Annotated in this window: 13 protein-coding genes; 6 read left to right on the top strand and 7 right to left on the bottom strand. The window is 66.0% G+C overall.

The features are described from left to right. Positions 1 to 4: 4 nt before the first annotated feature. Positions 5 to 4,534 carry a phosphodiester glycosidase family protein gene (locus tag AB5I84_RS10330; RefSeq protein WP_369455777.1) on the bottom strand — a complete coding sequence of 1,510 codons (4,530 nt, stop codon included), beginning with the start codon at positions 4,532 to 4,534 and terminating at the stop codon, positions 5 to 7. Positions 4,535 to 4,766: 232 nt separating this feature from the next. Between AB5I84_RS10330 and AB5I84_RS10325 the strand changes: the two genes are divergently transcribed. After that, positions 4,767 to 9,767: a tetratricopeptide repeat protein gene (locus AB5I84_RS10325; RefSeq protein WP_369455776.1), complete on the top strand. Its 5,001-nt coding sequence runs from the start codon at positions 4,767 to 4,769 to the stop codon at positions 9,765 to 9,767. A 30-nt stretch (positions 9,768 to 9,797) separates the two neighbouring features. Beyond that, positions 9,798 to 13,622, top strand: coding sequence for a DUF2339 domain-containing protein (locus tag AB5I84_RS10320; RefSeq protein ID WP_369455775.1), 3,825 nt, complete (start codon positions 9,798 to 9,800; stop codon positions 13,620 to 13,622). A 52-nt stretch (positions 13,623 to 13,674) separates the two neighbouring features. Here the strand turns inward: AB5I84_RS10320 and AB5I84_RS10315 are convergent, their stop codons facing one another. Next, on the bottom strand, positions 13,675 to 14,574 hold the full coding sequence (locus AB5I84_RS10315) for a fatty acid desaturase family protein (protein WP_369455774.1): 900 nt from the start codon (positions 14,572 to 14,574) through the stop codon (positions 13,675 to 13,677). Positions 14,575 to 14,713: 139 nt separating this feature from the next. Between AB5I84_RS10315 and AB5I84_RS10310 the strand changes: the two genes are divergently transcribed. Further along, positions 14,714 to 15,733, top strand: a complete 1,020-nt coding sequence (locus AB5I84_RS10310; RefSeq protein WP_369455773.1) for an AraC family transcriptional regulator — start codon at positions 14,714 to 14,716, stop codon at positions 15,731 to 15,733. A 226-nt stretch (positions 15,734 to 15,959) separates the two neighbouring features. Here AB5I84_RS10310 and AB5I84_RS10305 read toward each other — a convergent pair whose 3' ends face one another. The 5 genes from AB5I84_RS10305 to AB5I84_RS10285 all read right to left on the bottom strand — a co-directional run bounded on the left by AB5I84_RS10305 (position 15,960) and on the right by AB5I84_RS10285 (position 22,414). Then, a complete protein-coding gene (locus tag AB5I84_RS10305) occupies positions 15,960 to 18,320 on the bottom strand; it encodes a fatty acid cis/trans isomerase (protein WP_369455772.1) in 2,361 nt (786 codons plus the stop codon). A 96-nt stretch (positions 18,321 to 18,416) separates the two neighbouring features. Then, positions 18,417 to 19,670, bottom strand: a complete 1,254-nt coding sequence (locus AB5I84_RS10300; RefSeq protein ID WP_369455771.1) for an MATE family efflux transporter — start codon at positions 19,668 to 19,670, stop codon at positions 18,417 to 18,419. Positions 19,671 to 19,735: 65 nt separating this feature from the next. Next, on the bottom strand, positions 19,736 to 20,293 hold the full coding sequence (gene gloA, locus AB5I84_RS10295; protein ID WP_369455770.1) for a lactoylglutathione lyase: 558 nt from the start codon (positions 20,291 to 20,293) through the stop codon (positions 19,736 to 19,738). 13 nt (positions 20,294 to 20,306) lie between these two features. After that, on the bottom strand, positions 20,307 to 21,611 hold the full coding sequence (locus tag AB5I84_RS10290; protein WP_369455769.1) for a histidine kinase dimerization/phospho-acceptor domain-containing protein: 1,305 nt from the start codon (positions 21,609 to 21,611) through the stop codon (positions 20,307 to 20,309). Beyond that, a complete protein-coding gene (locus AB5I84_RS10285) occupies positions 21,608 to 22,414 on the bottom strand; it encodes a response regulator transcription factor (protein WP_369455768.1) in 807 nt (268 codons plus the stop codon). The genes AB5I84_RS10290 and AB5I84_RS10285 overlap by 4 nt, the downstream gene beginning before the upstream one ends. Before the next feature lie 87 nt (positions 22,415 to 22,501). Between AB5I84_RS10285 and AB5I84_RS10280 the strand changes: the two genes are divergently transcribed. The 3 genes from AB5I84_RS10280 to AB5I84_RS10270 are packed head-to-tail and all read left to right on the top strand — an operon-like array spanning position 22,502 to position 24,730. Beyond that, positions 22,502 to 23,347 carry a TlpA family protein disulfide reductase gene (locus tag AB5I84_RS10280; protein WP_369455767.1) on the top strand — a complete coding sequence of 282 codons (846 nt, stop codon included), beginning with the start codon at positions 22,502 to 22,504 and terminating at the stop codon, positions 23,345 to 23,347. Beyond that, complete coding sequence (gene dsbG, locus AB5I84_RS10275) at positions 23,344 to 24,099, top strand: thiol:disulfide interchange protein DsbG (RefSeq protein WP_369455766.1); 756 nt, start codon at positions 23,344 to 23,346, stop codon at positions 24,097 to 24,099. The genes AB5I84_RS10280 and dsbG overlap by 4 nt, the downstream gene beginning before the upstream one ends. A 7-nt stretch (positions 24,100 to 24,106) precedes the next feature. Next, positions 24,107 to 24,730, top strand: a complete 624-nt coding sequence (locus AB5I84_RS10270; protein ID WP_369455765.1) for a LysE family translocator — start codon at positions 24,107 to 24,109, stop codon at positions 24,728 to 24,730. The last annotated feature ends 196 nt before the right edge of the window (positions 24,731 to 24,926 follow it).

The following is a 24,926-nucleotide window of genomic DNA, read 5'->3' as shown; positions in this document are numbered from 1 at the left end:
CTCCTCAGCGCTGGGCGCGCGGCGTCAGCAGCGCGTCATCCACCAGCCGACCGTCCACGGTGCGGGTCAGCACGCGCAGCTGCGCGCCCTTGATTTCCAGCGTGGTGTAGGTCGGTACGTTGTCGTCGAACAGCACTGCGGCGACGCGCGCGATGCCGGTGCCGTTGCTGTCGTAGAACTTGGCGGAATCAGAGCCAGCGATCAGGTAAGTGGCGCCCTGCGGGTGCGGCTGGCCGCCCTGCAGCGGCAGGCTGCGCGAGTACATGTGATCGTGGCCGGACAGCACCAGATCAATGCCCAGCTCATCCACCACCGGTGGCAGCCACTGCTGTACGCGACCGTTGCCGGACGCCGGATTACCGTGGTACGGCGGGCGGTGGATCATCACCACTTTCCAGGTCTTGTCGCTGGCGGCCATGTCGCGCCGCAGCCAATCCATCATCGTCTGCCAGTCGGCGTCGCTAGGGACTTCACTGCTCAGCACCGCCATGTGCATGGGGCCGTAATCGAAGCTGTACACTGCGCGGTCGTAAGGGGCCGGCAAGCCGTTGTCCACCTGCGGCATTCGGAACATGCTGGCGAACTTGTAGGCACCTTCGTTGATCACCTCGTGGTTGCCCTGGGTTGGCACCCACAGCCGTGACGCCATGCCGCTGTCGCCTTCGAGGGCCTCGAAGAACAGCCGCATCAGGTGGTGCAGCGACAGGTCATCGCTGATGTCGCCGACATGCAGGATCAAGTCCTTGCTTGGCAGTTGGCCCTGCATCTTGCCGAGCAGCTCGGTGACCAGGCCGCTGCCGCTCTGCACGTTGGTGTTGGCGGACGTCTGGGTGTCGCCGAACAGGTGCAGGTTGATGGCATCGTCTTCGTCATCGGTGGTGAAGCGGTGCAGCGCGCCGCCCGGCACCTGGTACTGGTACTCGGTGCCGGCCGCCAAGCCGGTCAGCAGCGCGTGGTGGACCCGCACCACGCCGGCTTCGGCGCCGTAGAAGAACGGCACGATTTCCGATTCGCCCACTGCCGAGTCGGACAAGCCGCCTTGGCCGTAACGCACGGTGGAATCCAGCGTGTGGCTGTCGGTGTACCAGGTCACATTGACGCTGCTGCCGTCGTGGCCCGGCGTCAGTTGCGGGTAGCGCGGCGTGGCGTCGAGGCGTTCCACCAGCGCGTTCACTTCGCTCATCAGCGAGGCGCCGTCGTCGTCAAAGGCACGGAACAGTTGCGGTGCGGACTGCGGGCCCGGGTCCAGCGTCACCATCAACTGGCCATCGGCGTCGGTGCGGCCGAGCGGCACCACATCGCTGATGACGTCGTTGGCGGCGTTGTACTTGAAGGTTTCCACTTCCACGCCAGCGGCGGGCTGACCGGCAGCATCGGTGACCAGTAGGCGGGTGGCCTGACCGCGCACGCCCCACTCGGTGAGCAGGCGGTAGCGGCTGCCCACCTCTTTGCGCAGCACCGGGTGATAGAAGGGTTTGCCGTTGAGGCTGCCGCTGATCACCACCGAGACCGCGGTGTTCTGCAGGTAGTCCTTCACCGCCAGTTGCAGCGTGCCGAGCGTGGTCACGGCGTCATTAAAGCCGCTGAAGCGGGCTTCCCACACGCCATCTTGGTGCGATACCTGCTGCGCCGGCAGGCTGCCGTCGAGCCACTCCAGATCGGCCTTGGTGCGGTCGTATTCTAGCCGCAGGGTGAAGTCTTGGAACGCGTTGCCGCCCTGCACCGTCACCGGGATGGATGCGGTGGCGCCGGGGAAGAACTGCACCCCTTCACTGTCGAAGCGGATCTGCGCACCACCGGTATCGACCTGGAACAGGTAATCGCCAGCGGTCATGTTGCCGTTGCGGTCAGCGATGCGGTAATCGACCCGGTGCCAGCCGTCGCTGAGCGGGTTGGTGCTGTAGCTGAAGCGGTCGCTGCCGTTGTAGCTCACCGCACCGCTGACATCGTCGCCGTCGATCAGCAGTGTCAGGCTGGACACATCCAGACCGCTGTCATCGTGGGCCTGCAGGGTCAGCGTCGGCGCGGCGGTGTCCACCGTGGCAAGCGCCGCCGGTTCGGTGGTGACACCGGGGCCGGCGAGGTCGGTGTTGTCGCTGTAGACCTCCATGAAGTCGTCCAGCAGCACGTGGGAGTCAATGCGCTCGGCGGTTTTCAGCACCAGGAAACGGAACGGCTGGTTGAAGCGCAGCGGCGGGGTGAAGCCGGCCGGGATCTCGGCTTTCATGAAGTTCCAGCCGCGTTCCGGGAGCGGGTCGCCATCATTGTTGTAGTTGATGGTGATGTTCTTGCCGTCAGCATCCACCAGCGTGCCGCGTACCCACCACACCTTGCCGGCCAGTTCTTCTGGGATGTAGACGTTGACGCCCAGGTATTTCGGGTAGCCGGACAGCGCCGTGGTTTTGCTCGGATCGGTGAGGTAGGCGCCGAAGGTGCCCGGTTGTTTCGGGTCGGCGGTCCAGCTCAGCTTCATCGAGTACTGGCCCTTGAACACCGGGTCAGTGACCTGCTCCAGCGTCACTGAGGAGTGACGCGCGCCGGCGGCCTTAAAGGCAGACACATCGCCTTCGAAATCAGCCACCACCACTGGCGCCACCCCGATATTGACGGTGAGCTGGGCGGCGGCGTCGCCGACGCGGGCGGTGACTTGGCACTGCTGGCCTTGGGTGTTGGCAGCGGTGAGCACACCGGTGGCGGCATCAATGCGGCACAGTTCTGGCTGGTCGACGCTGAACGCCAGCGCATCCAGTGAGTAGTGCACGGGCTTGCCTTGGTAGGTCAGAGTCGGCTGCAGCGTCAGGCTGGCGCCGCCATCGACGGTGACGCTGGTAGCGGCGAAGCTGACGCTGTCGACGCTGCGGGTAACGGTGACGCGGGCAGCGCCTTTCTGCTCGCCCACTTGCACCACCACATAACCTTCGGCGTTGTCCTTGCCGGCCTTGAAGGCGCCGGTACGGGGATCGATGCCGCCCAAGCGTGCGTCGCTGATGCCGTATTCCGGCACCGGGCCAGCGCCTTGCCAAGACTGGCTGTCATAACCGACGCCCCGGAAGCGGCGATACACCGAGTCGGCCAGCAGCGTGATCTCGCGCGGGTATACCGCCACATCCTGACCGTACTGGGCCGCGTCCGCGTTCAGCGCCAAGCCCCACTTGGTGGCGGTGACCCGCTCGCTGCCGTCGGACGGCGTGTTCAGCAGGTGGGTGTAACGCTCGCCGGGCAGGCGCCCGACCAGGGTGGTGGAGCCGCCGCCGTCGAAGTTGACCGCAGTTTGAGCACCGTAGGCCACCATCAACTGCGCCATCTTGCGGGTGGTGATGCCGTCGGTCAGGGAGCCGGCCGGCTTGTCCACCACGAGGAAGAAGTAGCTGCCGTCGGCGCGAATGCCAAACGCAGTGCGGCTGTTGACGCCGCCGCTGCCCTCATCGCTGTCTTCGGCGATCTCACCGTTGCGCACCATCAGGCCACGACCGAAGCCGGCGCCGAGCGCGTATTGCACCTCATCCCAGCTCGGATCAGTGGTTTCGTAACGGATGTCGATCTGGGCGCCGTTATTCAGGTCGCCGTCGTCTTCCAGTACCGCGTGGCCGTTCGGAATCACGAAGCCGCGCACGCCATCAAGGCGGCGCACCACCTTGCCGGACAGCGGCGGCAGCTGGGCCATCACGCTGCCACCGGGCTCCTGCACCACCGACACGCCGTTGACCTCAGCACGGATCAGCACCGCCTGCTTGCCGCTCAGATCGAGGGTGCCGCGGTAGCCATCGCCGGGGTAGAGACCGTGCTCGCCGTTGCCGCGGCGGAAGCTGGTGTTGGTTTGGTTGCCGGGGTGGTAGCGATGTACCAGGCCCAGCTCGCCATGGGCAGCGCCGTCGACGTAGACATTGAGCGTGAACGGCGGCACTTGGTCGAGGATTGCTGCGCGGCCATCTTGGTACACCACCACCGCTTCTTCGGTGCGGTCGCCGAAGCCGGTGTAGGTCATGCCATCGGTCTTGATCAGCCCGATGTTCCAAGCTTCCAACATGCTGTAGGGGTCGGCATTGACCGCCAGGATGATGTTGTCGCCCTGGTCGATGGCGTGGTTGGCCGAATCAGTGGTGCGCTCGAACGACAACTGGCCGCGCGAACGGTTGATCGGCACCAGCGACAGGCTGCCGCCGAGATTGAATTCGGCGCTGATGATGGCTTCGCCATGGGTGTGATTGAGGCGGCCACGGGTCAGCAGCAGGTCACTGTTGACCGGGTAGTGGCCGAAATCAGTGATCAGCGACGGGTCCGGTTCGCGGGCGGTGGTGCCGGATACAGCGGGGGCGGGCACCGTCGCGAACAGGTCGTCCACATTGTCGGGCGGCGCAATCAGATGCGCGGCAAATTGCTCGGCGGTGGATTGGTCATCCACATGGGGAACATCGACAACCTTGTCACGAACAACCGTCTTGGTGTCGTCCTGACACCCGGCCATGAGCGAAGCAGCCAGCAGCGTCAGCGCCAAAGGCGCTGCAGCGGGCCGCGATCGTGGGGATCGTGTCACCGTTATCGTCTCCGGTAAATAAATGTAAACGGGCGGCGATACGTTAGTCAGCGCAGATGACAGCGCCGTGGCGGTCATGGGGCACAGTGGCGACAGGAAAGTGATGAAACGTGATTTCGCATTGCCGTGTTGCGCAATGCGCAATGGGTCACAGCCCGGATGGCTACGGCTACGTGCTGGCAGGGTGTCGCAGTACACTGCGCGCTTTCCGCGATCACAGAAGAGAACCAACGTGCAGAAGGCGAATGAAACGGCGGCCGTGCTTCAAGCCGCCCGCGAGCAGTATCGTCAGGGGCGCTTCCGCGCTGTTTGGGATGCCCTGGTGGCCCACGCCGGCGAGCCGGCCCGCTGGCAAGACCCCTCCGTCATGGTGTTGGGCGCCCGCGCGCTCAATCACCTCGGTCGTTCGCGCACCGCTGAGTATTTGATCCTGCGCGCCCAGCGGCTGCGGCCGCAGCATTACGAACAGCGCTATTACTACGCCGCCTACCGCCTCAATAACGACGGGCCCTGGGCCACCCTTGGCCACCTGCGCGCCATCGGTGAGCAACTGGACGGCGCCGACCGGGATCTGGCGAGCAGCTGGCTGGCGCTGTATTCCAGCATCTTTGCCAGCTACCGCGACTGGGAGCGCGCTCAGGATTATCTCGACCAAGCCAAAACGATCTGGCCGGAAAGTCCGTGGCTGTGCACCCAACAGGCGTCGCTGCTGGAGCGTCAAGATCGCTACCAGGAAGCGCTGGAGCTGCTGGCGGCGGTGGCGCAGCCGGAGCTGTCGCAGCTGCGCAGCTATTTCGAGCTGTTGATCCTGATGGACCGCCGGGATGACGCCAAAGCGGTGATGGCACAAGGTCTACAGCGGTTCCAGTCGGTGGACCTGTGGCTGCGCCATTACGACCTGTTGCTGGAAGACGGCGAGCGCGATGAAGCCTTGGCAGCGCTGGAGCAGGCGCGGGCGTTGATCCCGGAGCTGCCGAGCGGCTCGGTGGATTCGATGGTCAGCTACCGCGATTACGAAATCTGCTACGAGCGCGGCGAGGTGGACGAAGCCATCACCCGGCTGGCCGGGCAAAAGAACCACTTCCTCAAGACGGTGCGCGAGAATCTGCTAGCGGCCCCGGCAGACGCGCCGGCCAAGCAACTGGCAGTGGGCTTTGTGCGCCAGCACCACATGACCTGTGCGCCGGCCACCTTCGCCGCGCTGGCCCGCTATTTCGGCCACCCGTTTGAGCACTTGGAAATTGCCGAGGCGATTTGCTACGACGGCACCCCGGCCACCACCGAGCGGCGCTGGATCAGCGAGCTGGGCTGGACGGTGCGCGAGTTCGAGCTGACCCCGGAAGTGCTGTGTCAGTTGATCGACCGCGATATCCCGGTGGCGCTCGGCACCGTTGATCCGGGCAATGCCCACTTGCAGGCCATTGTCGGTTACGACCTGCGCAAGGGCGTGTACTTCATTCGCGATCCGTTCTCACCGCTGATCAGTGAAATGCTGATTCAGGGCACCCATGAACGTTACGCCGCCACCGGCCCGCGCTGCATGGTGATGTTGCCGCCGGAGCGCGCCGCCGACCTGGCCGACCTGGAACTGCCCGCCGAGCAGCTCTACGACCACTACTACGCGTTGCAGATGGCGCTCAGCGCTCATGATCGCGACGCCGCCCAACACCACTTGCAGGCGCTGTGCGCCGCCGGCCCGGACCATCGGCTGGCGCTGTGGGGCCAGCGCAGCTTGGCCAATTACGACGACGATTACGGCAGTGCACTGGCGGCGGTGGAAGCACTGCGCGCGCGCTACCCGGACGATCTCAACTTGATGGTGTCGCAGGCGCACCTGCTGGAAGAACTGGGCCGCGAAGAAGAGCAGCGCACCTTCCTGCGTACGCAGATTGACGGCGGTCACCGCCACCCGGTGCTATTGCAGACCGGTGTTGATGCGCTGCGTTTCGACCATCGGCACGAAACCCAGACCCGGGCTTGGCTGGAAGAAGTACTGCGCAAGGACCCAACCCGCGCCAGTGCGCTCTACGCGCTGGCCGGCCTGCTGTGGGACCAGGGCGAGCACGCCGCCGCCTATGAGCTGTATTGGCTGTGCACCACGCTGGAAGACAAAAGCGAGCACTTTGCCCAGAGCTATTTCAAGGCGGCGCGCTACATGCGCGACACCGAACGCGCCTTGGCCTGGCTGCGTCGGCGCCACGATACGTTGGGCCGGCAGGCGGCCGGCCCCAGCATCACGCTGGCGCAGATGCTCGACCTGCTGGAACGCACCCCGGAGGCCAACACCATCTACGAGCAGGCGCTGACCCGCCATCCGGATGATGTCGGTCTGCTGCGCGAAGTGCTCGACAACCTGCTGACCCGGGGGGCGCTGGACGACGCCCGGGCGCTGCTGGACCAGTTGCCGGCCGGCGTGCCGGCCAGTCTGGTGCCGGAATACCGCTTCCAGCTCGCCAAGTTGGAGGGCGATCCGGAGGCGGCGCTGCACTGGGCCCAGCAATTGTCGGACGTGGCGCCGCTGCATTTGGGCGCGCTGCACTACTTGGCCGAAGGCATCCGCCACCAGCAAGACTTGGAAGCCGCCATCGCGCTGATCGAAGCGCGCTGGCAGCAGGCGCCCTACGACAGCGGCCTGCGCGGTTTGCTGCTGGACTTCTACACCGACCTGCCGCCGAGCCAGTGCCTGCCGTTGTTGGAGGCATTCCGCGCCGCCGCGCCGTTCGACAGCCGCATCACCCAATCGCTGTCCGGCACCGCATTGATGCTGGGCGACACCGACACCGCTGATGCGCTGGCGCTGGAAATGCTGGCGGAAACGCCGGACCACGCCGGCGCGCTGATGATGCGTGGCCGCATTGCCCGCCGGCGCGGTGAGCCAGCCGCTGCTGCCGAGCATTTCCGAGAGTTGATCCGCCTCCGCCCGGACCACGCGCAGGCATTCCAAGCGCTGCTGGAGTGCTACACCGATGTGGAAGACAAGCGTGCCGCGCTGACCTACATCCACAGCCAGCTGGTGGAGCAGGTGACGTTTGGTGATGGCATCCAAGCGTTCGTGCCGCTGGCGCGCCGCTATCTCGATGACGAGCAGGTGCGTGAATGGGTGGCCGAAATGCTCGCGGAGCGCCCGGACCTGTGGCAATGCTGGCTGGCGGTGGGGCAGTTCCACAACGCCATCGGTGAAGGCGAGCAGGCGGAAGGACTGTTCCGCCAAGCCTGCGAACGCTTCCCGCTGTTGCCGCGGCTGTGGCTGGAGCTGGGTCGCCAGCGCATGCAAAACGGCGACCTCGATGGCGCCCGCGAGGCGCTCAACGAATGCACCCGACAATCGCCGCAGTGGGTACAGGGCATCACCACCATGGTCGATATCCTCGAACAGCTGGGTGAGGTGGAGGAAGCCGAGCAGCGCGTGGATCGCGGTTTGGCCCGTTACCCGGATTCAGCCGTGCTGCTGGCTTACAAAGCGGACCTGCTGTGGAGGCGTGGCGAGCGCGAGGACGCCTACCAAGCGCTGCGCGCAGCGTTGTCCGGTGACCCGGACTACGGCTGGGCGTGGAACCGGCTGCAACACTGGGCCCGCGCGCTGGACTGCTACGAGCAGGTGCGCGAGTTGGCGGTACAGCTGGCCACCCGCGATGAAACCAATGCTGGGCTCTGGTCCCGCGCCAGCGACCTGTGCGAGGACAAGCAGGAGCGCGAGCGCTACATCGACCGCGCGCTGGCGCTGGTACCGCATTCGCCGCATTACGTGATCGACCGCTGCCACTTGCTGTGGGAGATGGAGCGGCTCGACGAAGCCTGGCCACTGATGGGCGAGGAGTATTGGCAGGGCGCGGTGCCGATTGAAGTACGCACTTTTGAAGCCTGGCTGCGCCACCAACTGGGTGAGGTGGAACAGGCCACCGCACTGCTGCGTGACGAGGTGGTACAGCGCGATCCGTCCTACGCCACCGCGTGGCGCCATCTGGCCCACTGGTACCGCGACGCCGGCGACAGCGAAGCCTGTCTGGATGCCTGCCGCCGCTGGGTGGCGATCCAGAATGACTCGGCCAACGTGCTCACCGACGCCTCCGAGTTGATGCTGGAAGTGACCGAAGGCGAGGCCCGCGAAGCCATCAATGATGAGGTGTCGGCCTATCTCGAGCGGGCGATGGCGTTCGATTATTCCAACGCCTATCTGCAAATGACGCTGCTCGACCATTACCTAGACAGCGGCGCACCGGAACGCGCCGATGCGCTGATGGAACGGCTGTTGGTGGATGAACACAACCTGTTCCTGCGTGCCCGCCAGCTGCGTTTGGCGCTGGCCATGGGCCGTATTGAGCAAGCGTGGCCGCTGTACCGCAGCTTGATCTGTGACTGGCAGGAAAACGAATGGCTGTTGTTTGCGCCGGAGCAGTGGTACCGCGCCGCCGACGCCGCCGAGGTGCTGGATGCCGAGCTGCGCGCCTGGTTGCGCAGCGACGAACCGCTGCCGGCAACGTTTGGCGGGGCGTGGGCCTACCGCAGCGAGGAATCCGACGATCGCCAGCAGCGGGTCGACAGCGAGCTGGATGAGCTGTGGGCACGCAGTCCAGAAGCCGGCCACCGAGCCCTGTGGCGAATCTTGGTCAGCGACCTGTTCGAGAGCGACTACCGGCTGACGGTGCTGGATCACCAATGGCAGCGGGTGGTGGCCGACGAACGCCTGCCGGGTGTGGCCATGGAACAACTGGTGTATGCCCACGATGACGAGCGCGCTGCCAAACTGGTGGCGGCGGTGGCCGGGCGCACCGACCTCAGCGAGCAATTCTTCTACTTCGCTAACTTCTCGGTGCGGGTGCAGCAAAGTCGCTGGGACGAGGGCGTGGCGTTGATCGCTCAGGCCGCCGACGTGCTGGCCGCGCGCGAGCAGGAACCGACCCCGCGCATGGAACTGTGGCTGGCGTTGGATCATTGGCTGGCCCACGGCACGCCGGGGGCGCTGCACGCGCTGGTCGAGTTGCCGGAGTTCCATTGTTCCGAACTGGAACAACACATCCTCGCCCACGCGCGGGTGTTGGCGCCAATCTATGAGCAGCCGCTGCACCGTAATGGCGGCCATTATCTGGCGGCGCTAAAACAGTTGAACAACAGCGAGTGGGATGGCGCAGCGCCAAACCGCTTCTTCGCCGACTGCCGCAAGCAGATACTGGCCACGGTGCCTGGCGGTTGGCGCCGGCTGTGGTGGCAGTGGCGGTTGCGCAAGGTGCTGTAACCGACCGATCTCCCAACGCGAGGGCAATGCATGGCAAACAGGTCAGGGACGGTGGCGGTGGTGGTGACGGCGTTGTTGGCCGTTGCCGTGCTGGTGGGAATGGGACTGGCATTGTTGCCGGCGCTGTTGGTGGCCGGGCTCGGTGCCGTCACCCTGCTGCAGGCGCAGCAGCGGTTAGCGCATTTGCAGCAACAGTTGGATGCGCAACAGCTGCGGTTGGAGCAGTTGGCGCAGCAGCTGCAGCAGCGGGGTGATCACCCCGCCACGGCGCCGGCTACCGCGGTACCAGTGTCAGCCGAGATCGGCGAGCGTTCTGCTGCGGAGATTGTGGCAAACGATGCGCCGGTTTCGGTGGCGGGTGACGCCGCGTGGACCAGTGCCGCGGCGACGACGGCCGAAGACGACCGCCCGTCACGCGCTGCCGACTTGGCGGGTGCGCAGGCACAACCGGTCAGCGGCACGAGTGCGGAAGCACCGTTGGTTATTGGCAGCAGTGCTGCCGCCCGGCGCGATGCAGCACGTGTCCAGCAACTCGCGGCGTCTGTGCCGCCGGGCGCTCAAGACCCGGCGCGGGCGCTTGCGCCGGCGGAGGCAGCCGCCAGCGCCGCGGCGCGCCGTGCCGATGGCGCGCAGACTTCCACCGCAGCAGTGACCTTGCCAGCGGGCTCCGATGCCACTGCGGCGGCGGACTCCCTTGCCGCCACAGTGGGAGGCGGCGAGCAGGCAGCGCCGCAGCGTTCCGATCGGACGCCGTCACCGGCGGCCTTCCCCGGTGAAGCGTCTCAGGCCGACTTGCAGAAACAGGCAGCCGACCCGTCCCTGCCGCCGGGGTCGCCGGCGGATCCGGTGGTGGCAGGGCCGGGGAGTGCGCTGGAGACGATGCCAGACGCCGTGGCAACGGTCGTTCCTTCGGCGTCGCCGGACGCGGCGGCCGCTTCGGCGCCGGCCGCCACCTCGTCCCCGAGCGTGGCCTCCGCTGTGCGCCCATCTGAAACGGCGGCATCCCCATCGACTCCGGTCACAAGCTCCTCGCTTGGTGTCGCTGCAGCAGTACCGACAGCAGAGCGCGAGCGGGGCGCTGCACCGGCGGTACCTATGGCGCCAGCGGCGCCAAGCCAAGCCGGCATCCCCCCGCACGCGGCAGTGGGCACCGTGGCGCTCGAGGCGGTCGCCCCGTCGCGCACCGCAGCGCCATCCGCAGCCGGGGGCGGCAACAGCAGCCCGCCGTCGGGCCCGGATCATGGTGATGCGCTCACTGGCTTCGCCGCGCGCCTGCGCAACCGGCTGGCCGGCGGCAACGCGCTGGCGAAGCTGGGCGTGTTGCTGTTGTTCATCGGTCTGGCGTTTCTGCTGCGCCATGCCACCGAGGGATGGGTAGTGCCAATCTGGCTGCGCTACCTCGGCGTGGCGGCAGTGGGCGGCGTGTTGGCCGGGGTCGGTGTGCTGCTGCGCCGGCGGCGCCCGGGCTATGCGCAGATTCTGCAGGGTGCCGGGATCGCGGTGCTCTATCTGACGACGCTGGCGACCGTGAAGCTGCATCCGCTATTGCCCACCGGTGTCGGGCTGACGCTGATGGTGGTGCTCAGTGCGCTGCTGGTCTGGCGTGCACTGCGGGAGAACTCGGAAGCGTTAGCGGTGGTGGCATTGGCGGGCGCCTTGGCAGCGCCGGTATTGGTGTCCACCGGTAGCAGCCAAGCGCTGGCGCTGTTCAGTTATCTGTTGGTACTAAATCTCGCGTTGACAGCCATCAGCGCGGTGCGCCAGTGGCGCCAACTTAACCGCGTGGCGTTGATTGGCACCTTTGCGTTGGCCGCCGCTTGGGGCGTGCGTGATTACCAGCCGGCGCTGTTGTGGCAGGTGGAGCCGTTCTTGTTGGCGCTGGTGGCACTGCATGGGCTGATGGGCGTGCTGCTCAGTCGCCAGAGCCTGAATGCCGGTCGTTCGCTGGCGCGCACGCTGCAAGGCGGCCAGTTGTTGGCGCCGCCATTGCTGGGCTTGGGGCTGCAAGCGGCAGTGGTGGGGCACCTGCCTTATGCGATGGCGATCAGCGCGTTGGGGTGGGGACTGTTCTACGGCGTGCTGGCGTGGGGCACGCGGCGGCGCTGGGGTGCGCCGGCGGCGTTGCTGACCGACACCTGCGCGATGTTGGCGCTAGTGTTTGCCAGTCTGGCCATTCCGCTGGCGCTCAATGCCGGCTGGAGCGCGGCCGTCTGGGCGGTGGAAGGGGCCGGGCTGTACTGGCTTGGCAGCCGTCAGCAGCGGCGGGCACCGCGCTGGCTGGGTGTGGTGATCCAGGGCGGCGCGCTGCTGGCGTTCTTGGCCAGCCTGCGTCACGGCGTCGACACCGCGCTGGCCGGCTCGTCCCTGGGCCTGTGGCTGCTGGTGGCGGCGTTCGCGACCAGCGCCGCCTTGATGCGTCGCCAGCCGGCTGCAGACGGTCGTTTGCAGCCGCTGTGGGGCGTGGTGCTGGCCGCGCTGCTGCTGTTGTCCCCGCTGCTGCACAGCGCGCAGGCACTGTATTGGGTGCTGGCCTGGGCGGGGCTGGCGGTGGCGGTGTTGCTGCTGGCGTGGCAGCAGCGCTGGCCGTTGTTGGCGGCGGTGGGCTCGGCGCTGTTGGCGCTGTCGGCGTTTGGGTGGTTACTGGGTTTGCTGGCACGGGTGCTGGATCACGGTCTCCAGCCGCCGCTGTGGCAGGGCCTGTTGGTCAGTGGCTTGCTGGCCACCGGCGCGGCGGCGCTGTATCGACTCGGTGGCCGTTGGCGCTGGGCCGCTGGCACGGCGCTAGCGGCAACGCTGCTGGTGTGGGGGGTGGTGTGGCTGGAGTGGCTGACCGCCGCTTGGCAAGGACGGGCACTGTGGGCGGCGTTGCTGGCGCTGATCGCTGCCACCGGGTTGCTGCTGCGTGGCTACGGTGCGCTGCTGGCGTGGCCGGCGGCGGCACGTGGCCTGCTGGCGGTGGCGCCGCTGGCGCTGTTGGCGTTGCTACTGGGTTGGCCGCGTACCGCGCCGGTGTTAGCGGGCTGGGTGCCGTTGGCCTGGTTGGCACTGCTGGCGGCTCATGCGGTGGGTCTGGCCACACTGGCGGCAGCCGGGCGCTTGGCCCACGCCGCCGGCGCTGTGTTGACCGTGGTGTTGGCGGCGTTGGCGGTGGGTGAGGGGGTCAGCGGGGGCTGGCCGTGGTCGGCGTGGGGGCGTTGGGCGGCGCTGGCGATGGGACTGGCGGCGCTGTGGGCGCTGTCACGCTCGGCGGCGCCACGACGTTGGCCGCTGCGGCTGCAACCGGCTGCCTATCAGCAGTTGGCGTTGCCGCTGCTGGCGCTGGGAACGTGGCTCAGTGCGGTGCTGTTGCTGACCGGTAGTGGTGCCGGCTTTGGCCTGCGCTACCTGCCGCTGCTCAACCCCCTGGAGTTGCTGGCACTGGCATTAGTGGCGCTGTGGCCGACGCTGTGGCGTGCCGCACCGGGCTGGCAACAGCACGGCAGCCGGGTGCTGGCCGGCCTGCTGTGGGCGGTGTGGGCCACCACGCTGGTGATGCGTACCGCATACCACTGGCTGCAGGTGCCCTGGCACAGCTCAGCAATGCTGCACTCGATGTTCGTGCAAGCTGGTTGGTCACTGGTGTGGATGCTGATGGCGCTGGCGCTGATGTGGGGCGGCCACCGCCGTGGTCAACGCAGTCTGTGGATGGTCGGTGCGGCAGTGATCGCGGTGGTGGTGCTGAAACTGTTCCTGGTGGAATTGGGCCAGCAAGGCAGCTTGGCGCGCATTGTGTCGTTCATCGGCGTCGGCGTGCTGGTGCTGGTGGTGGGCTATGTGGCGCCACTGCCACCGCGGCAGGCCAACCGCAGCGAGTGAAAAAAAGCCGGAGTTCGCTCCGGCTTTTTGATGGTGACTGCGGGCTGGCGAGTCAGCGTTCTGGCGTTGTTGGCGGCAGCGGCCGGCGGTGGAAAATGCCGATCATGGGCGTGCCATGGGCGCGCATGGCCGGTTCGATGCGCCGGTGCAGCGCGTGATAGCGGTAAAACGGCACGCGCGGGAACAGGTGGTGCACCGAATGCAGGTTCTGGCCAAACCAGAACCACTCCAGCGGCTTCATCCAGCGCGGCATCAGCAGACTGTTGGTGTTGCGGTAGCGGCCGGCGTCGGTGTAGGGCAGATGCGGTCGGTAGGCAAACCAGTAGGCGGTGAAGAACGCACCGGCGAGATAGCCAAACACCACCAGCACCCAGGTCAGCTCGCGGCTGGCCAGTGCGACTAGCGCGATGCGCCAACCCAGCGCCAGCGTCACCTCCGCGATGTAGATGGCGCGCTCGCGCCACGGCGCCTTGGCCCAGTGATCGCGGAACAAGAAAGTGTTCTGCGTCCACAGGAAGCGCAGCCCGCACACCAAAAACGCCAGCAGTCCACCGCGCATGCCGCTCACCACATAATCCGGGTCTTTATCGGGCTGGTTGGTGTAGCGGTGGTGGGTGAAGTGCTCCACCCGGTGGGTGGAGTAGGGCACCAGGATCAGCGGCGCCATCAGGTAACCGCACAGATGGTTGAGCCACTGGAGCCGTTCGTGGCGGCCGTGAAGGTTGGCGTGGGCCGCCTCGTGCAGCGGCGTGTACGACATGTAAGTGGCGATGGCATACAGCAGCAGCGCCGGCAGCAACGGCAACACGCCGAGTACATACAGCGCCAGCGTACCGACCACCAGCAGCAGGGCCACGCCAGCCAGCAGCAGCGTCGGCCACGCTATGTCGTTGGTGTACTCACGCGCAATGGCGATTGCTTGTTTGTTCAGTGCGTTCAAATCCTGCTGCATGCTGTGTTCCTGCTTCCCGCAACCTTGTCGTTGTGCAACATTAGCGGCCAGCTCTGCACACCAGACAGGGCACTTGGGGCCTGGCGCCAAGCATTTCTGGCCACGCCGCCCGTTACTTTTGATGGCCGAACTTTCCGGTATGAACACAGCCCAAGACAGCCGTTTCCAGCACCCGGTGGCGATCAGCCAGGTGATGGTCAACTTTGCCGCACGCCACGGCGTCAGCCTCGAAACCTGCCTCGCGGGCACCGGCCTCGATGCCGATCAATTGCGCGACGCTGAATTGCTGATTGCCCGTGAGCAGGAAATGCGTTTGATCGAAAACCTGATGCGGGCGCTGCCAGCAGTGCCGGCGCTGGGTTTTGAATTGGGGCTGCGCTACAACGTGGCCACGTTTGGTATCTGGGGCTTTGCGCTGCGCACCAGCCGCAACCTGCGCGAAGCACTGGAGCGCGCGCTGCGCTACCTGCCGCTGAGTACTGCTTACTGCCGTCTGAGCATCTTCTGTGACGAACAGGAGTACGGCATCAGTGCCGACCCGTCGCACATTCCCGAACATCTGCGCCAGTTCTTGCTGGAGCGCGACACCGCCACCGCCATCAACCTGTTCGACGAGCTGACCCTGTCGGGCCTGCATGTGCTGCGTTTCGAGTTCCAGGGCAAGGCGCCGCCCTATGCCGCGCGGATTGAAGAACTATGCGGCATCGCGCCGCGTTGGGAGTGTCCGCGCAACGCCATCGTCTTGCGTCGGCCGGATGTGGAGTTGCCGCTGCCGATGTACGACGTGCATCTGGTCAGCCTGCTGGAAGCGCAGTGCCGCACCCAGTTGGAGCGTCGCCAGGTGGCCGGTATCAGTGGTCAGGTGCGGCAATTGCTGCTGGGCGAAGACGGCATGGCGGCATCGCTGGAGGCGGTGGCGGCGCAGTTGGCCATGGCACCACGCAGCCTGCGTCGGCGGCTGGCGGAGGAAGGCACCAGTTTTCGCCAATTGGTGGACGTGGAGCGCGAACAATTGGCGGTGCAACTGCTGCAGAACACCACCATGAAGCTGGACGAGTTGGCGTTGCAGTTGGGCTATGCCGATACCGCCAGCTTCACCCGCGCGTTCCGGCGTTGGTTCGGGCAATCGCCCAGTGAGTACCGCAGAAGTGGTCGCTGAACGGCGGCGGGTGCAGCGCGAGGGCTTGATTTACACGGCCGTTATAGACTGCCCGATCAACGTGTAGGTGGTGGCTTAAAGCGCCTGTGATATTCAGTCATCACGATTTTTTTTGTTTTCATAAAGTCCGACATCCCGTCTTTATTCGATCCATAAAAAAAGCCGCACCATCGATCAGGACAGTGCGGCTTCGGCCCGCCGTGCGGCGGGCGTCAACAGTGATGAATTACAGGTTTTCGAACCGGTTGATATCGAAGATCCCCGCCTGCAGCGGCTCGTGCTCGCTCTGCCAGGCGGTGAAGTCGTGCAGCACCTCCCAAAACGCTGGGTGGGTGCGGCGCACGCCCCAGCGGTTGGCAATCTGCTCGAACGGATCGGCGTCTTTGGCTTGGCGCAACCGGTCGACGAACTCGCTCAGCTCATCGGCGGCCACATCAAACATGAAGTTCGGGTAGCTGCCGAAGATACCGGGATAGACGGTGACGCTGTCTTCCTCCGGCAGGTAGCGCAGCGACTCGCCCATCATAAAGGCGACGTTGGAGTGGGCACGGTTGCGCACCAGGGTGTAGACGGTGCGGTCGCCGTCTGGCCGATGCACGCGCAAGAAGGTCACTTCCGGCAGGTGCAGAATGCCCGGCACTTTGTCCGGGTGCTTGGCGGCAATGTCCGACAGCAGCCGGTCGCTGGCACGGATCCAGTCCGGCTGATCCGGGCGGCCGCAGCCGGCGCCTTGGCAGCGGTTAAGGTAGTCATCCGGCATGGCGTTGATGTCGCGGAACCGGTCCAGCAGTCGCAACGTCATTTCGGTCATCGGGTCGTCGCTGCGGAACGGCTCGGCGCTGGCGGCCTCGGCATCCAGCGGTGCGTAAGTAATGCGCAGCTTCAGTTTGCCCAGTCCTTGATACCAGCTGTGCTGCAGCGGCAGCCGGTCGCCCGGCGGCATCAGCCGCAAATAGTTTTCTTCCGCTTCGTGGCGGATCAGGTCGAAGTACAGCCGCGTCTGCGCTTGGTGCGCGAGGTTGCCGAACACATCGAAGTTCACCACCAACTCGTAGTAAGTGCGCTCGAACAGCGGGTAATCCATCCACCAGATGGTGCGTGGCTCGGGACCGATCAAGCCGCGTCGCACCGACGCGCTGTCGTGGTGGCGAGCAATGGTCAGCAGCGCGTTGTGGTTGTCGCCGTCGCCATCCCACACATGGTCCAGGGCGGCGCCATCGGTGACGGTGTCGCGGTAGTGGTCTTGGCGTTGCACCACGTACTGGTTACGCAGGCCGAGGTAGTGTTTCCATTCGCTGCTCATCGACAGCAAGCGGTCGTTCTGGCCCGGCATCCCCAGTAGCGGTGTGGCCAGCGCCCGGTAATCCGCGTCGGTGATGTACGCGTCGTGGTCCGGGTGTTGGAACAGCGTCCAGAAATGGTCGCGGATCACATCGGTGGCGATCTGACCACGGCACACCGGGCCGCGGATGAAAGTGCGGGTGAAGTACTCCGCCTCATCGAGCATGAACTGGTAACGCGCCCGCGCCGGAATCGCGGCGAAGGTCTCGAACGGGTTGGCGCGCAGCTCGGCGTCGTAGCCCGGCAGCGCCTCAAGCTGCCACGCTTCGCCGAAGAACAGCTGCTGTGACCGGGCCAGCTTGTCGCCATCAAAGCGGAAGGTGATATGGCGCTTGTGCACGATCGGCTCCTGCAGCAGTTGCAGGCGGTAGAACACCGGCGCTTCCGGGTCGTCATTGGGGCGCACCGTGGCCACCGGCTCGATCGGCTCGCCGGGCGGGGTGTAGGAGCGAATCAACTCGTAGTAATGGGTGTCCGCGCCGCGCTCTTCCAGATACAGATGCGCCAAGAACAAGTGCTCGTAGATCCAGCGCGCCACCAGTTGTTGGCGGTCACTGCGCTGGTTCAGCCAGGCTTCCCACCGCTCGGCCAGCGCTTGCTCGGCGGCAGTAGCGGTAACTGCCCGCGGGCTGACGGTGGCGCCTTGGTCGAACCAAGCGCGCAGAATCGAGAACTCGGCATCGCTAAGGCCGGTGACCGCAAACGGCATGCCTTCCAGTGCGTGCTTGCGCTCGTACTTGTGGAATTGGTCACTGGTGACGCACTGGTGCGTGCGGTTGGGGCTGATGTCGATGCGTGATGGCAGCCGCGCGTTGGCCGGCAGCGGGTGCTGTTTGCCGAGCGCGATCATGCGATACAGCAGCGCTTCGTGCTCAGCGGTGGGTTCCAGCACCGAGTGGAAGCCTTTTTCGCGCCAAGCGGCTTCGCCGTGGGCATCGATGCCGAGTCGGGTCGGTGACATATTCTGACGGCGCGAGCCATTGTAGACCGGTTCCGGACTGGCACCGCGCAGCAGACCTTCGGCGGTTTCCAGCTTCAGCTGGCAGGGCGCGTCGTAACAGCCGTGGCAGGCCAAGCACTTGTGCTCGATGATCGGTTGCACGTCGGCGGCGTAGCTGACCGGTCGCGCCACCGGCGGTGGCAGCGGGCTTTGATGGCTGGCCAGCTCCTTGTAATCGCTGCAGGCCGCCAGCGTCAGCAACGCCAGCAGGCCCAGCGTCGCAGCGCGGAACGGGGAAACAATCATTGAGGCACTCCTGTGCTAGAACGGCGATGAAACTGGCGTCATGCTGCCGGGAAGCTCAGGGCAATGCCACGCCGGCAGCCGGCGCGCGCGGGGATTTTACGTTCTGGACGGCAACTTGGCAGCCAGAGCGCTGCGCCACGGCCACAGCGCCAACGCACGCGCCAGCACGAATAGGATGAATGCCCACCACAGCCCGAGGTTGCCATAACGCGGCGTCAGCCACGCATCGGCCAGCAGGAACAGCACCAGCGCGATGCCGGTGGCGTTGCGCATGGGCGCGCTGGCATTAAGACCGATGCACAGGCCATCGAGCTGGAATGCGGCGCAAGACAGCAGCACATACAGCGCCGCCCACGGCAGAAATTCTGCCGCCCGCGATTGCACATCCGGCAGCGAAGTGAGCAGTGCAATCAGCCACGGCCCGGCACTCCACAGCAGCGTTGCCAGCGCCACGGCGGTGGTCACCGCCAGCACCGTGGTACGGCGGATCACCATCACCAACCGGTGGCGCTGGCCGGCGCCGCGCGCCTGACCCACCTGCGCCTCCACCACATAGGCATAGCCATCGAGGAAGAACGCCGAGAAGCTGATGAACTGCAGCAGCAGGTGATTGGCCGCTAATTCGAGGTCGCCGAGGCGGGCGCCGGCATTGGCAAACCACATCATGCCCAGCAGCAGGAACAGCGTGCGCCAGAATAAGTTGGCGTGGACGTTGAGCAGTTGGCGCCAGTCACCACGTGCAGCCTTGGCGGCGGCCACCTTCGGCAGCAGGCCGCGCAACCAGTACAAACCGGCGGCCAGCGCGCACCACTCGGCGATCACGGTGCCCATGGCGATGCCGCGCAGGCCGTAGTCGAGCACCACCGCGAACAGGATATCGAGCGCCAGATTGAGACCGTTGAGCAGCAGTTGCAGCCACAGCAGGTGGCGGGTGCGGCCGAGCCCGATCAGGGTGCCGAGCACGGCATAGGTCATCAGCGTGGCCGGCGCGGCCCAGATGCGGATCGAGATGTAGTCATCAACCCCGGCCAACACCGCATCACTGGCATCCAGCAGTGACAGGCCGAGGGCCAGCAACGGTGAGTGCAGTAGCAACAGCACCAAGCCGATGCCGGCGCCCAATTGCAGCGCGCGCTGTACTTCGCCACGCAGGCGCGCATCGGCGGCGGCGCCGCTGGCGGCCGCCACCTGTGCGGTGGTGCCCATGCGCAGGAAGCCGAACGCCCAATACAGAAAGCTCAACATCAGCCCGCCGAGGGCGATGGCGCCGAGCGCGGCGCTGTCGCCGCGGTGGCCGATGATGGCGGTGTCAGCGATGCCCAGCAGTGGCACCGCGATGTTGGCCAGCATCACCGGCAGCGCCCAGCTCAGCAGGGTGCGGTAGCTGGGCGCTGCGGTGGTTGGGGCGGGCTGACTCAGGCGGCGTCTCCGGTACGCGCTTGGCGTTCCACCATGTCGGCTTGGATCACTTCAATCCAGTAGCCGTCCGGGTCTTTGATGAACGCCAAGCCCTTCATTTTGCCGTCATCGGGACGCTTCACGAACGGCACTCCGAGTTGTTCGAAGCGTTCACTGGCGGCGTACACATCCGGCACCGTGATGCCGATGTGGCCAAAACCGCGCGGGTCTTGGTTGCCGTCGTGGTAGCTGAAATCAGCGTCGTCCTCGGTGCCCCAGTTGTGGGTCAGCTCCAGCAGGTTGTCGCGATTAAAGGTGTAGGTGGTGCGCGCCAAGTCATCGCTGGGCACCGCGTGGTCTTCGCTGGCGGGAATAAAACCGATGAAGTACAGCGAGAACTTCATTTCCGGGAAATCCAGCCGCCGGACCAGCCGCATACCGAGCACGCGGGTGTAGAAATCCAGGCTCAGCGCCGGGTCCTTGATGCGCAGCATGGTTTGCGTCAGGCGGTAATCGGTGGTCACCGCATCGGGGGCATCACACAGGCCGGGGCCGGTATCGAAATGTTGTGCCATGGGCGCAGGCTCCTCAGACAGGGACGGCAGCAGCCGCCGGGAACGTCAGGACCACAGTCAGGGTATCGGTGCCGGGGTCCAGCGTGAGCTGGCCAGCGTACCGTCGGCACAGCGCCTCGACAATGGACAACCCGAGGCCGGCGCCCTGGCTAGTGGGCCCGCGCCGGAACCGCTCGCCGGCGGCGGCCGGCAGCTGCGCGCCATCGGCGAGGCGGTTGCACAGCTGTACCTGCAATTGCCCGTGCTGGTGTTGTACCTGCATGCGCAACAAACCGTCGCCGTGGCAGAGCGCGTTGTCGACCAGATTGCGCACCGCCACCTGCCACAGGTCGCTGTCGATCGGCGTCAACCGCGCGCGGTCGGCGCTGCTCACCGATAACACTGGCGCAATCGGATAGTGGGCCGCCAGCTCCTCCAACACACTGCCAACGCTGGCGGGGCCGGGGCGGGTATCGACTTGGTCGCTGTCGATGCGGGCCAGTGTCAGCAGCTGGTTGATGATGCGTTCCAGCCGCTCCAGCGCATGCTCGGCACGGCTGAGGTGGTGGGCGCGGCGTTCCGGCGCTGCCCGCTGCACCAGTTGCAGCTGAGTTTTGGCGGCGGTGAGCGGGGTACGCAGCTCGTGGGCCGCGTTGCTGGTGAAGCGGGTTTCGCGCTCCAGGGTGTCGCCGAAGCGAGCGAACAGGCCATTAATAGTGCGCACCAGCGGCACGATTTCCAGCGGCAGATCGCGGTCGGGCAGCGGTGCCAAGTCGGTGGGGCTGAGGCCGGCGAGGGTGCCGGTCAGGCGCGACAGCGGCCGGAAGGTGCGGGTAAGGATCAGCCACAACAGCGCCAGCGAACCAAGCAGCGCCACTGTGAACGACAGCGCGGTACCGGTGAGGAAGCTGTTGCGCAGCGCTTGCCGCTCATCGAGACGGTCAGCGGTGGACACTAAAATGCCGTGGCGGTCGAGGGTGTAGAGTCGCCACACGGTGCCGTCCAGCTCCAGCCGGCTCCAGCCTGGTGCAGGACTGCGGGCGTCGGCGGGCAGCAGCGGGTGGGTCTGCAGCAGCAGGCTGCCGGTGCGGCTGCGCACCTGACACGCGACCCCTTGCACCCCGGCCACCACGCTCTGCACGGCCTCCAATTCGCCGAGGTCGGTCACTGGCAGTTGGCCGATCAGGTTACTGATCATGTGCGCCGATGCCACCAGCCGCTGGTCGAGGGTGTCATCAATGCGGCGGCTGATGCCCTCGAACACCCACACCGCGGTGGCCACCCACAGCAGCGTCAGCGACAGGCCCAGCGTCAGCATCAGTTTCAGGCGCAGGCTCACGGCGCGTTGTCCTCCAGTTCCGCCAGGCTGGCCAGCCGGTAACCAAGATTGCGCTCGGTGATCACCAACCGGCTGTCGAGTTTGCGGCGCAAATTGTAGAGGTGAACATTGAGCGCGTTGCTCTCCACCTGGGTATCGAGATCGTAGAGCCGCTCATGCAATTGCGCGGCGGACAACAGCGCGCCGCGGGCACGCAGCAGCGCTTCCAGCAGCACCCATTCGCGCCGCGATAGCGTTACCGGCTGGTCGTGCCACAGCACTCGGCGCTGCTCCAGTTGCACCCGCAGCGGACCGTGCTCAATGACATGGGCCAAGTGCGGCTGGGCGCGGCGGTGCAGCGCGCGCACGCGGGCAATCAGTTCGTCCAGATCAAACGGTTTGGTGAGGTAGTCGTCGGCGCCGGCGTTAAGACCCGCCACCCGCTGCGGAATGGCGTCCCGGGCGGTGAGTATCAATACTGGGGTGCGCACACCGCGCTGGCGTTGCTGGCGCAGCCATTCGAGGCCATCGCCGTCCGGCAGCGACAGGTCGAGGATGATAGTGTCCCAGGCCTGTTCCACGCACAGCGGCGTGGCGCGGCGCAGATCGGCGGCCCAGCAGATGCGCGCACCGCCCAGCTCCAGTCCAGCCAGGATGCCTTCCGCCACCAGCGGGTCGTCCTCGATCAGCAGCAGGTTCACAGTGCTCTCCATCAGCGTGCCCAGCGGCCAGTGTAGTGCGCCGGCGCCAGCGGCACAGCCACGGTGGCGGCCACTGGCCATCGCCGCGCCGATAAAAATGGCGACGCGGCGGCAATCGGCCACTTCTCTTAATGCTCACTTCACCTCGGTGCGACACACTGGCGCGCACGCCGGCGCAGGACCGGCGTGCAAACGCGATGGGAGAACGGCATGAACAGTTGGAGTCTGGGCCCGCTGGTGATCAGCGCTCAGCAGATTCCGGTGTTGCTGACACTGCTGGTAGGTCTGCTGCTGGGCTGGTGGTGGCAACGCAAGGCGCCATTGGTGGATGGGCAGCGCAGCCTGATTGATCGCCTGTTCACGGTACTTTGGGTGGCAGCAGTGGGAGCGCGGTTGGTGTTCGTGCTACGGTTCGCCGCCACTTATGCGGCGGAACCGTGGAGCATCATCGACATCCGTGATGGCGGCTGGGACTGGCGCGGTGGCGCCGCCGGTGCGGCATTGGCACTGGTGTGGATCACCGCCCGTGCCGGTGCTGCCCGCGCGCTGTGGGTACGTTACGCGGTGGTGCTGGGCGTGGTGATGATGTTCTCCAGCGTGGTGCGGGTGGCGCTGACGCCGGAGCAGGTGACGCTGCCGACGGTGACGCTGCACAGTTTTGATGGCGAGAGCTTTGGCTCCACCGAACTGCTCGACGGGCGGCCGATGGTGATTAACTTTTGGGCCAGCTGGTGCCCGCCGTGCCGCCGTGAAATGCCGGTGCTGGAAGCCGCGCAACAGGCGCTGCCGCAGTACCGTTTTGTATTTGTGAATCAGTCCGAACCGCTGGCCCAAGCGCAGTCTTTTCTGGCCGAGGCCGCGCCCGGGCTGACCGATGTGTACCAAGACGCCTACGGGCGCCTATCCCAGGAGCTCGGCTCGCAGGCGCTGCCGACTACGGTGTTCGTCAATGCCGAAGGCGTTGTGGTCACCGCTCACCTGGGCGAACTGTCTGCCGCGTCGCTGCAGGATCGTCTGCGGCGGCTGGATCCGCACTTTGAGGGAGTAACTCGATGAACTTCAAGACACTGGCGGCGTTGGCCGTTCTGACCCCAGCGGCGGCCTTGGCGGCAGAGCTGCCGGCACCGCTGAAAGCACTGGAAGGCCACGGCGCCGAGCTGGTGCGCACGTTCGAGACGGGCACCCCGATGAAGGGTTACCTGTTCAGCGCCCAGGGCCAGTTCTTCACCGCCTATCTGGATGAGAAAGGCCAGTACGCCATTGTTGGGGCCATGCTCGATAGCAACGGCAACAACGCCAGCGAATCGGTGATTGCCGGTGTCGAAGCCGAGCGGCTGCAAGACGCTTGGGCGTCGCTGGAAAACAGCAACTGGGTGGCGGAAGGCTCCGACAAGGCTGAGCGCATTGTCTACACCTTCACCGACCCCAACTGCCCGTTCTGCCACCGCTTCTGGGAAGCAGCGCAGCCATGGGTGAAAGCCGGCAAGGTCCAACTGCGGCACGTGGTGGTGGCGATCCTGCGTCCCGATAGCCTCAACAAGGCGGCGGCGATCATGGCTGACCGCAACCCTGGCGCCGCCATGGGCCGCCACAACCAAAGCTTCAATGACGGCGGCATCACCCCGGCCAACGCGGTGGACACGGCCACTCGCGCGCGCATCATGGCCAACAACGACCTGATGCGTAACCTGGGCGTCACCGGCACGCCGGCGTCGTTCTACCTGGACAACGGCGCTACCCGCATGGTGTCCGGCTTCCCACGCGGCGATCAGCTGCAAGCGTTGATGGGCAGCCCACAACCACGTTGAGGCTCGGATGACAGCACTGGCGGCGGAATTCCTAAAACTGGCGCTGGTGCATCTGCTGGCGGTGATCGCACCGGGACCGGATCTGGCGGTGACGGTGCGCAACAGCGTGCGCGGCGGCCGCCGCGCCGGGGTGTTTACCGCGCTCGGTATCGGCGCGGCGATGGCGGTGCATGCCAGCTATGCCATCGCCGGGCTGACGTTGCTACAACGCCATCCGACGTTGCTGCTGGCAGTGCAAGTGCTGGGCATCGGTTATCTATTGTGGCTAGCGTGGCAACTGCTGCGCGCGCAGCCCGCCGGCCCCGGCGCGGCCCCGGTGACGGCGGCGGCGCTGTCTGCCGCCGCGGCATGGCGCATGGGGTTTCTCACCAATCTGCTTAATCCGAAGGCGGTGCTGTTCTTCACCGCGCTGTTCACCAACTTGGTCAGTCTCACCACGCCGTTGTGGGCCAAGGTTGGCTACGGGGTGTGGATGTGCATGGTTAACGCGCTCTGGTTCACCTTGGTGGCGTGGCTGCTGTCCGGTGCCGCCCAACAAGCGCTGGCGCGCCATGGCTATTGGGTGGACCGGCTGATGGGGCTGGTGCTGGCGTGGCTGGCGGTGGCGTTTGCGCTGAGTTTGCTGCGCTGAAAACTGATGTTCAGGGCCTTGGCTGAGGCCGAGGACGGTCGATGTCGAATCGCGCGGTGCGGCGGCTGCACCGACCACGGGTGCTATCAGCGAGGTGGTCGTCGAACCTGTAGCTGCTGTGTCTAGCCGGCGGCCTGCGTGATGCCAACCGGCCGGTGCGGCGGCCACGGTGTTCCAGCCGTTGTCGGCTGCGTTC

Origin of the sequence: Alcanivorax sp. REN37 (genome assembly GCF_041102775.1) — a bacterium.
Classification (GTDB): domain Bacteria; phylum Pseudomonadota; class Gammaproteobacteria; order Pseudomonadales; family Alcanivoracaceae; genus Isoalcanivorax; species Isoalcanivorax beigongshangi.
This window is presented reverse-complemented; position numbering and strand designations above follow the sequence as displayed.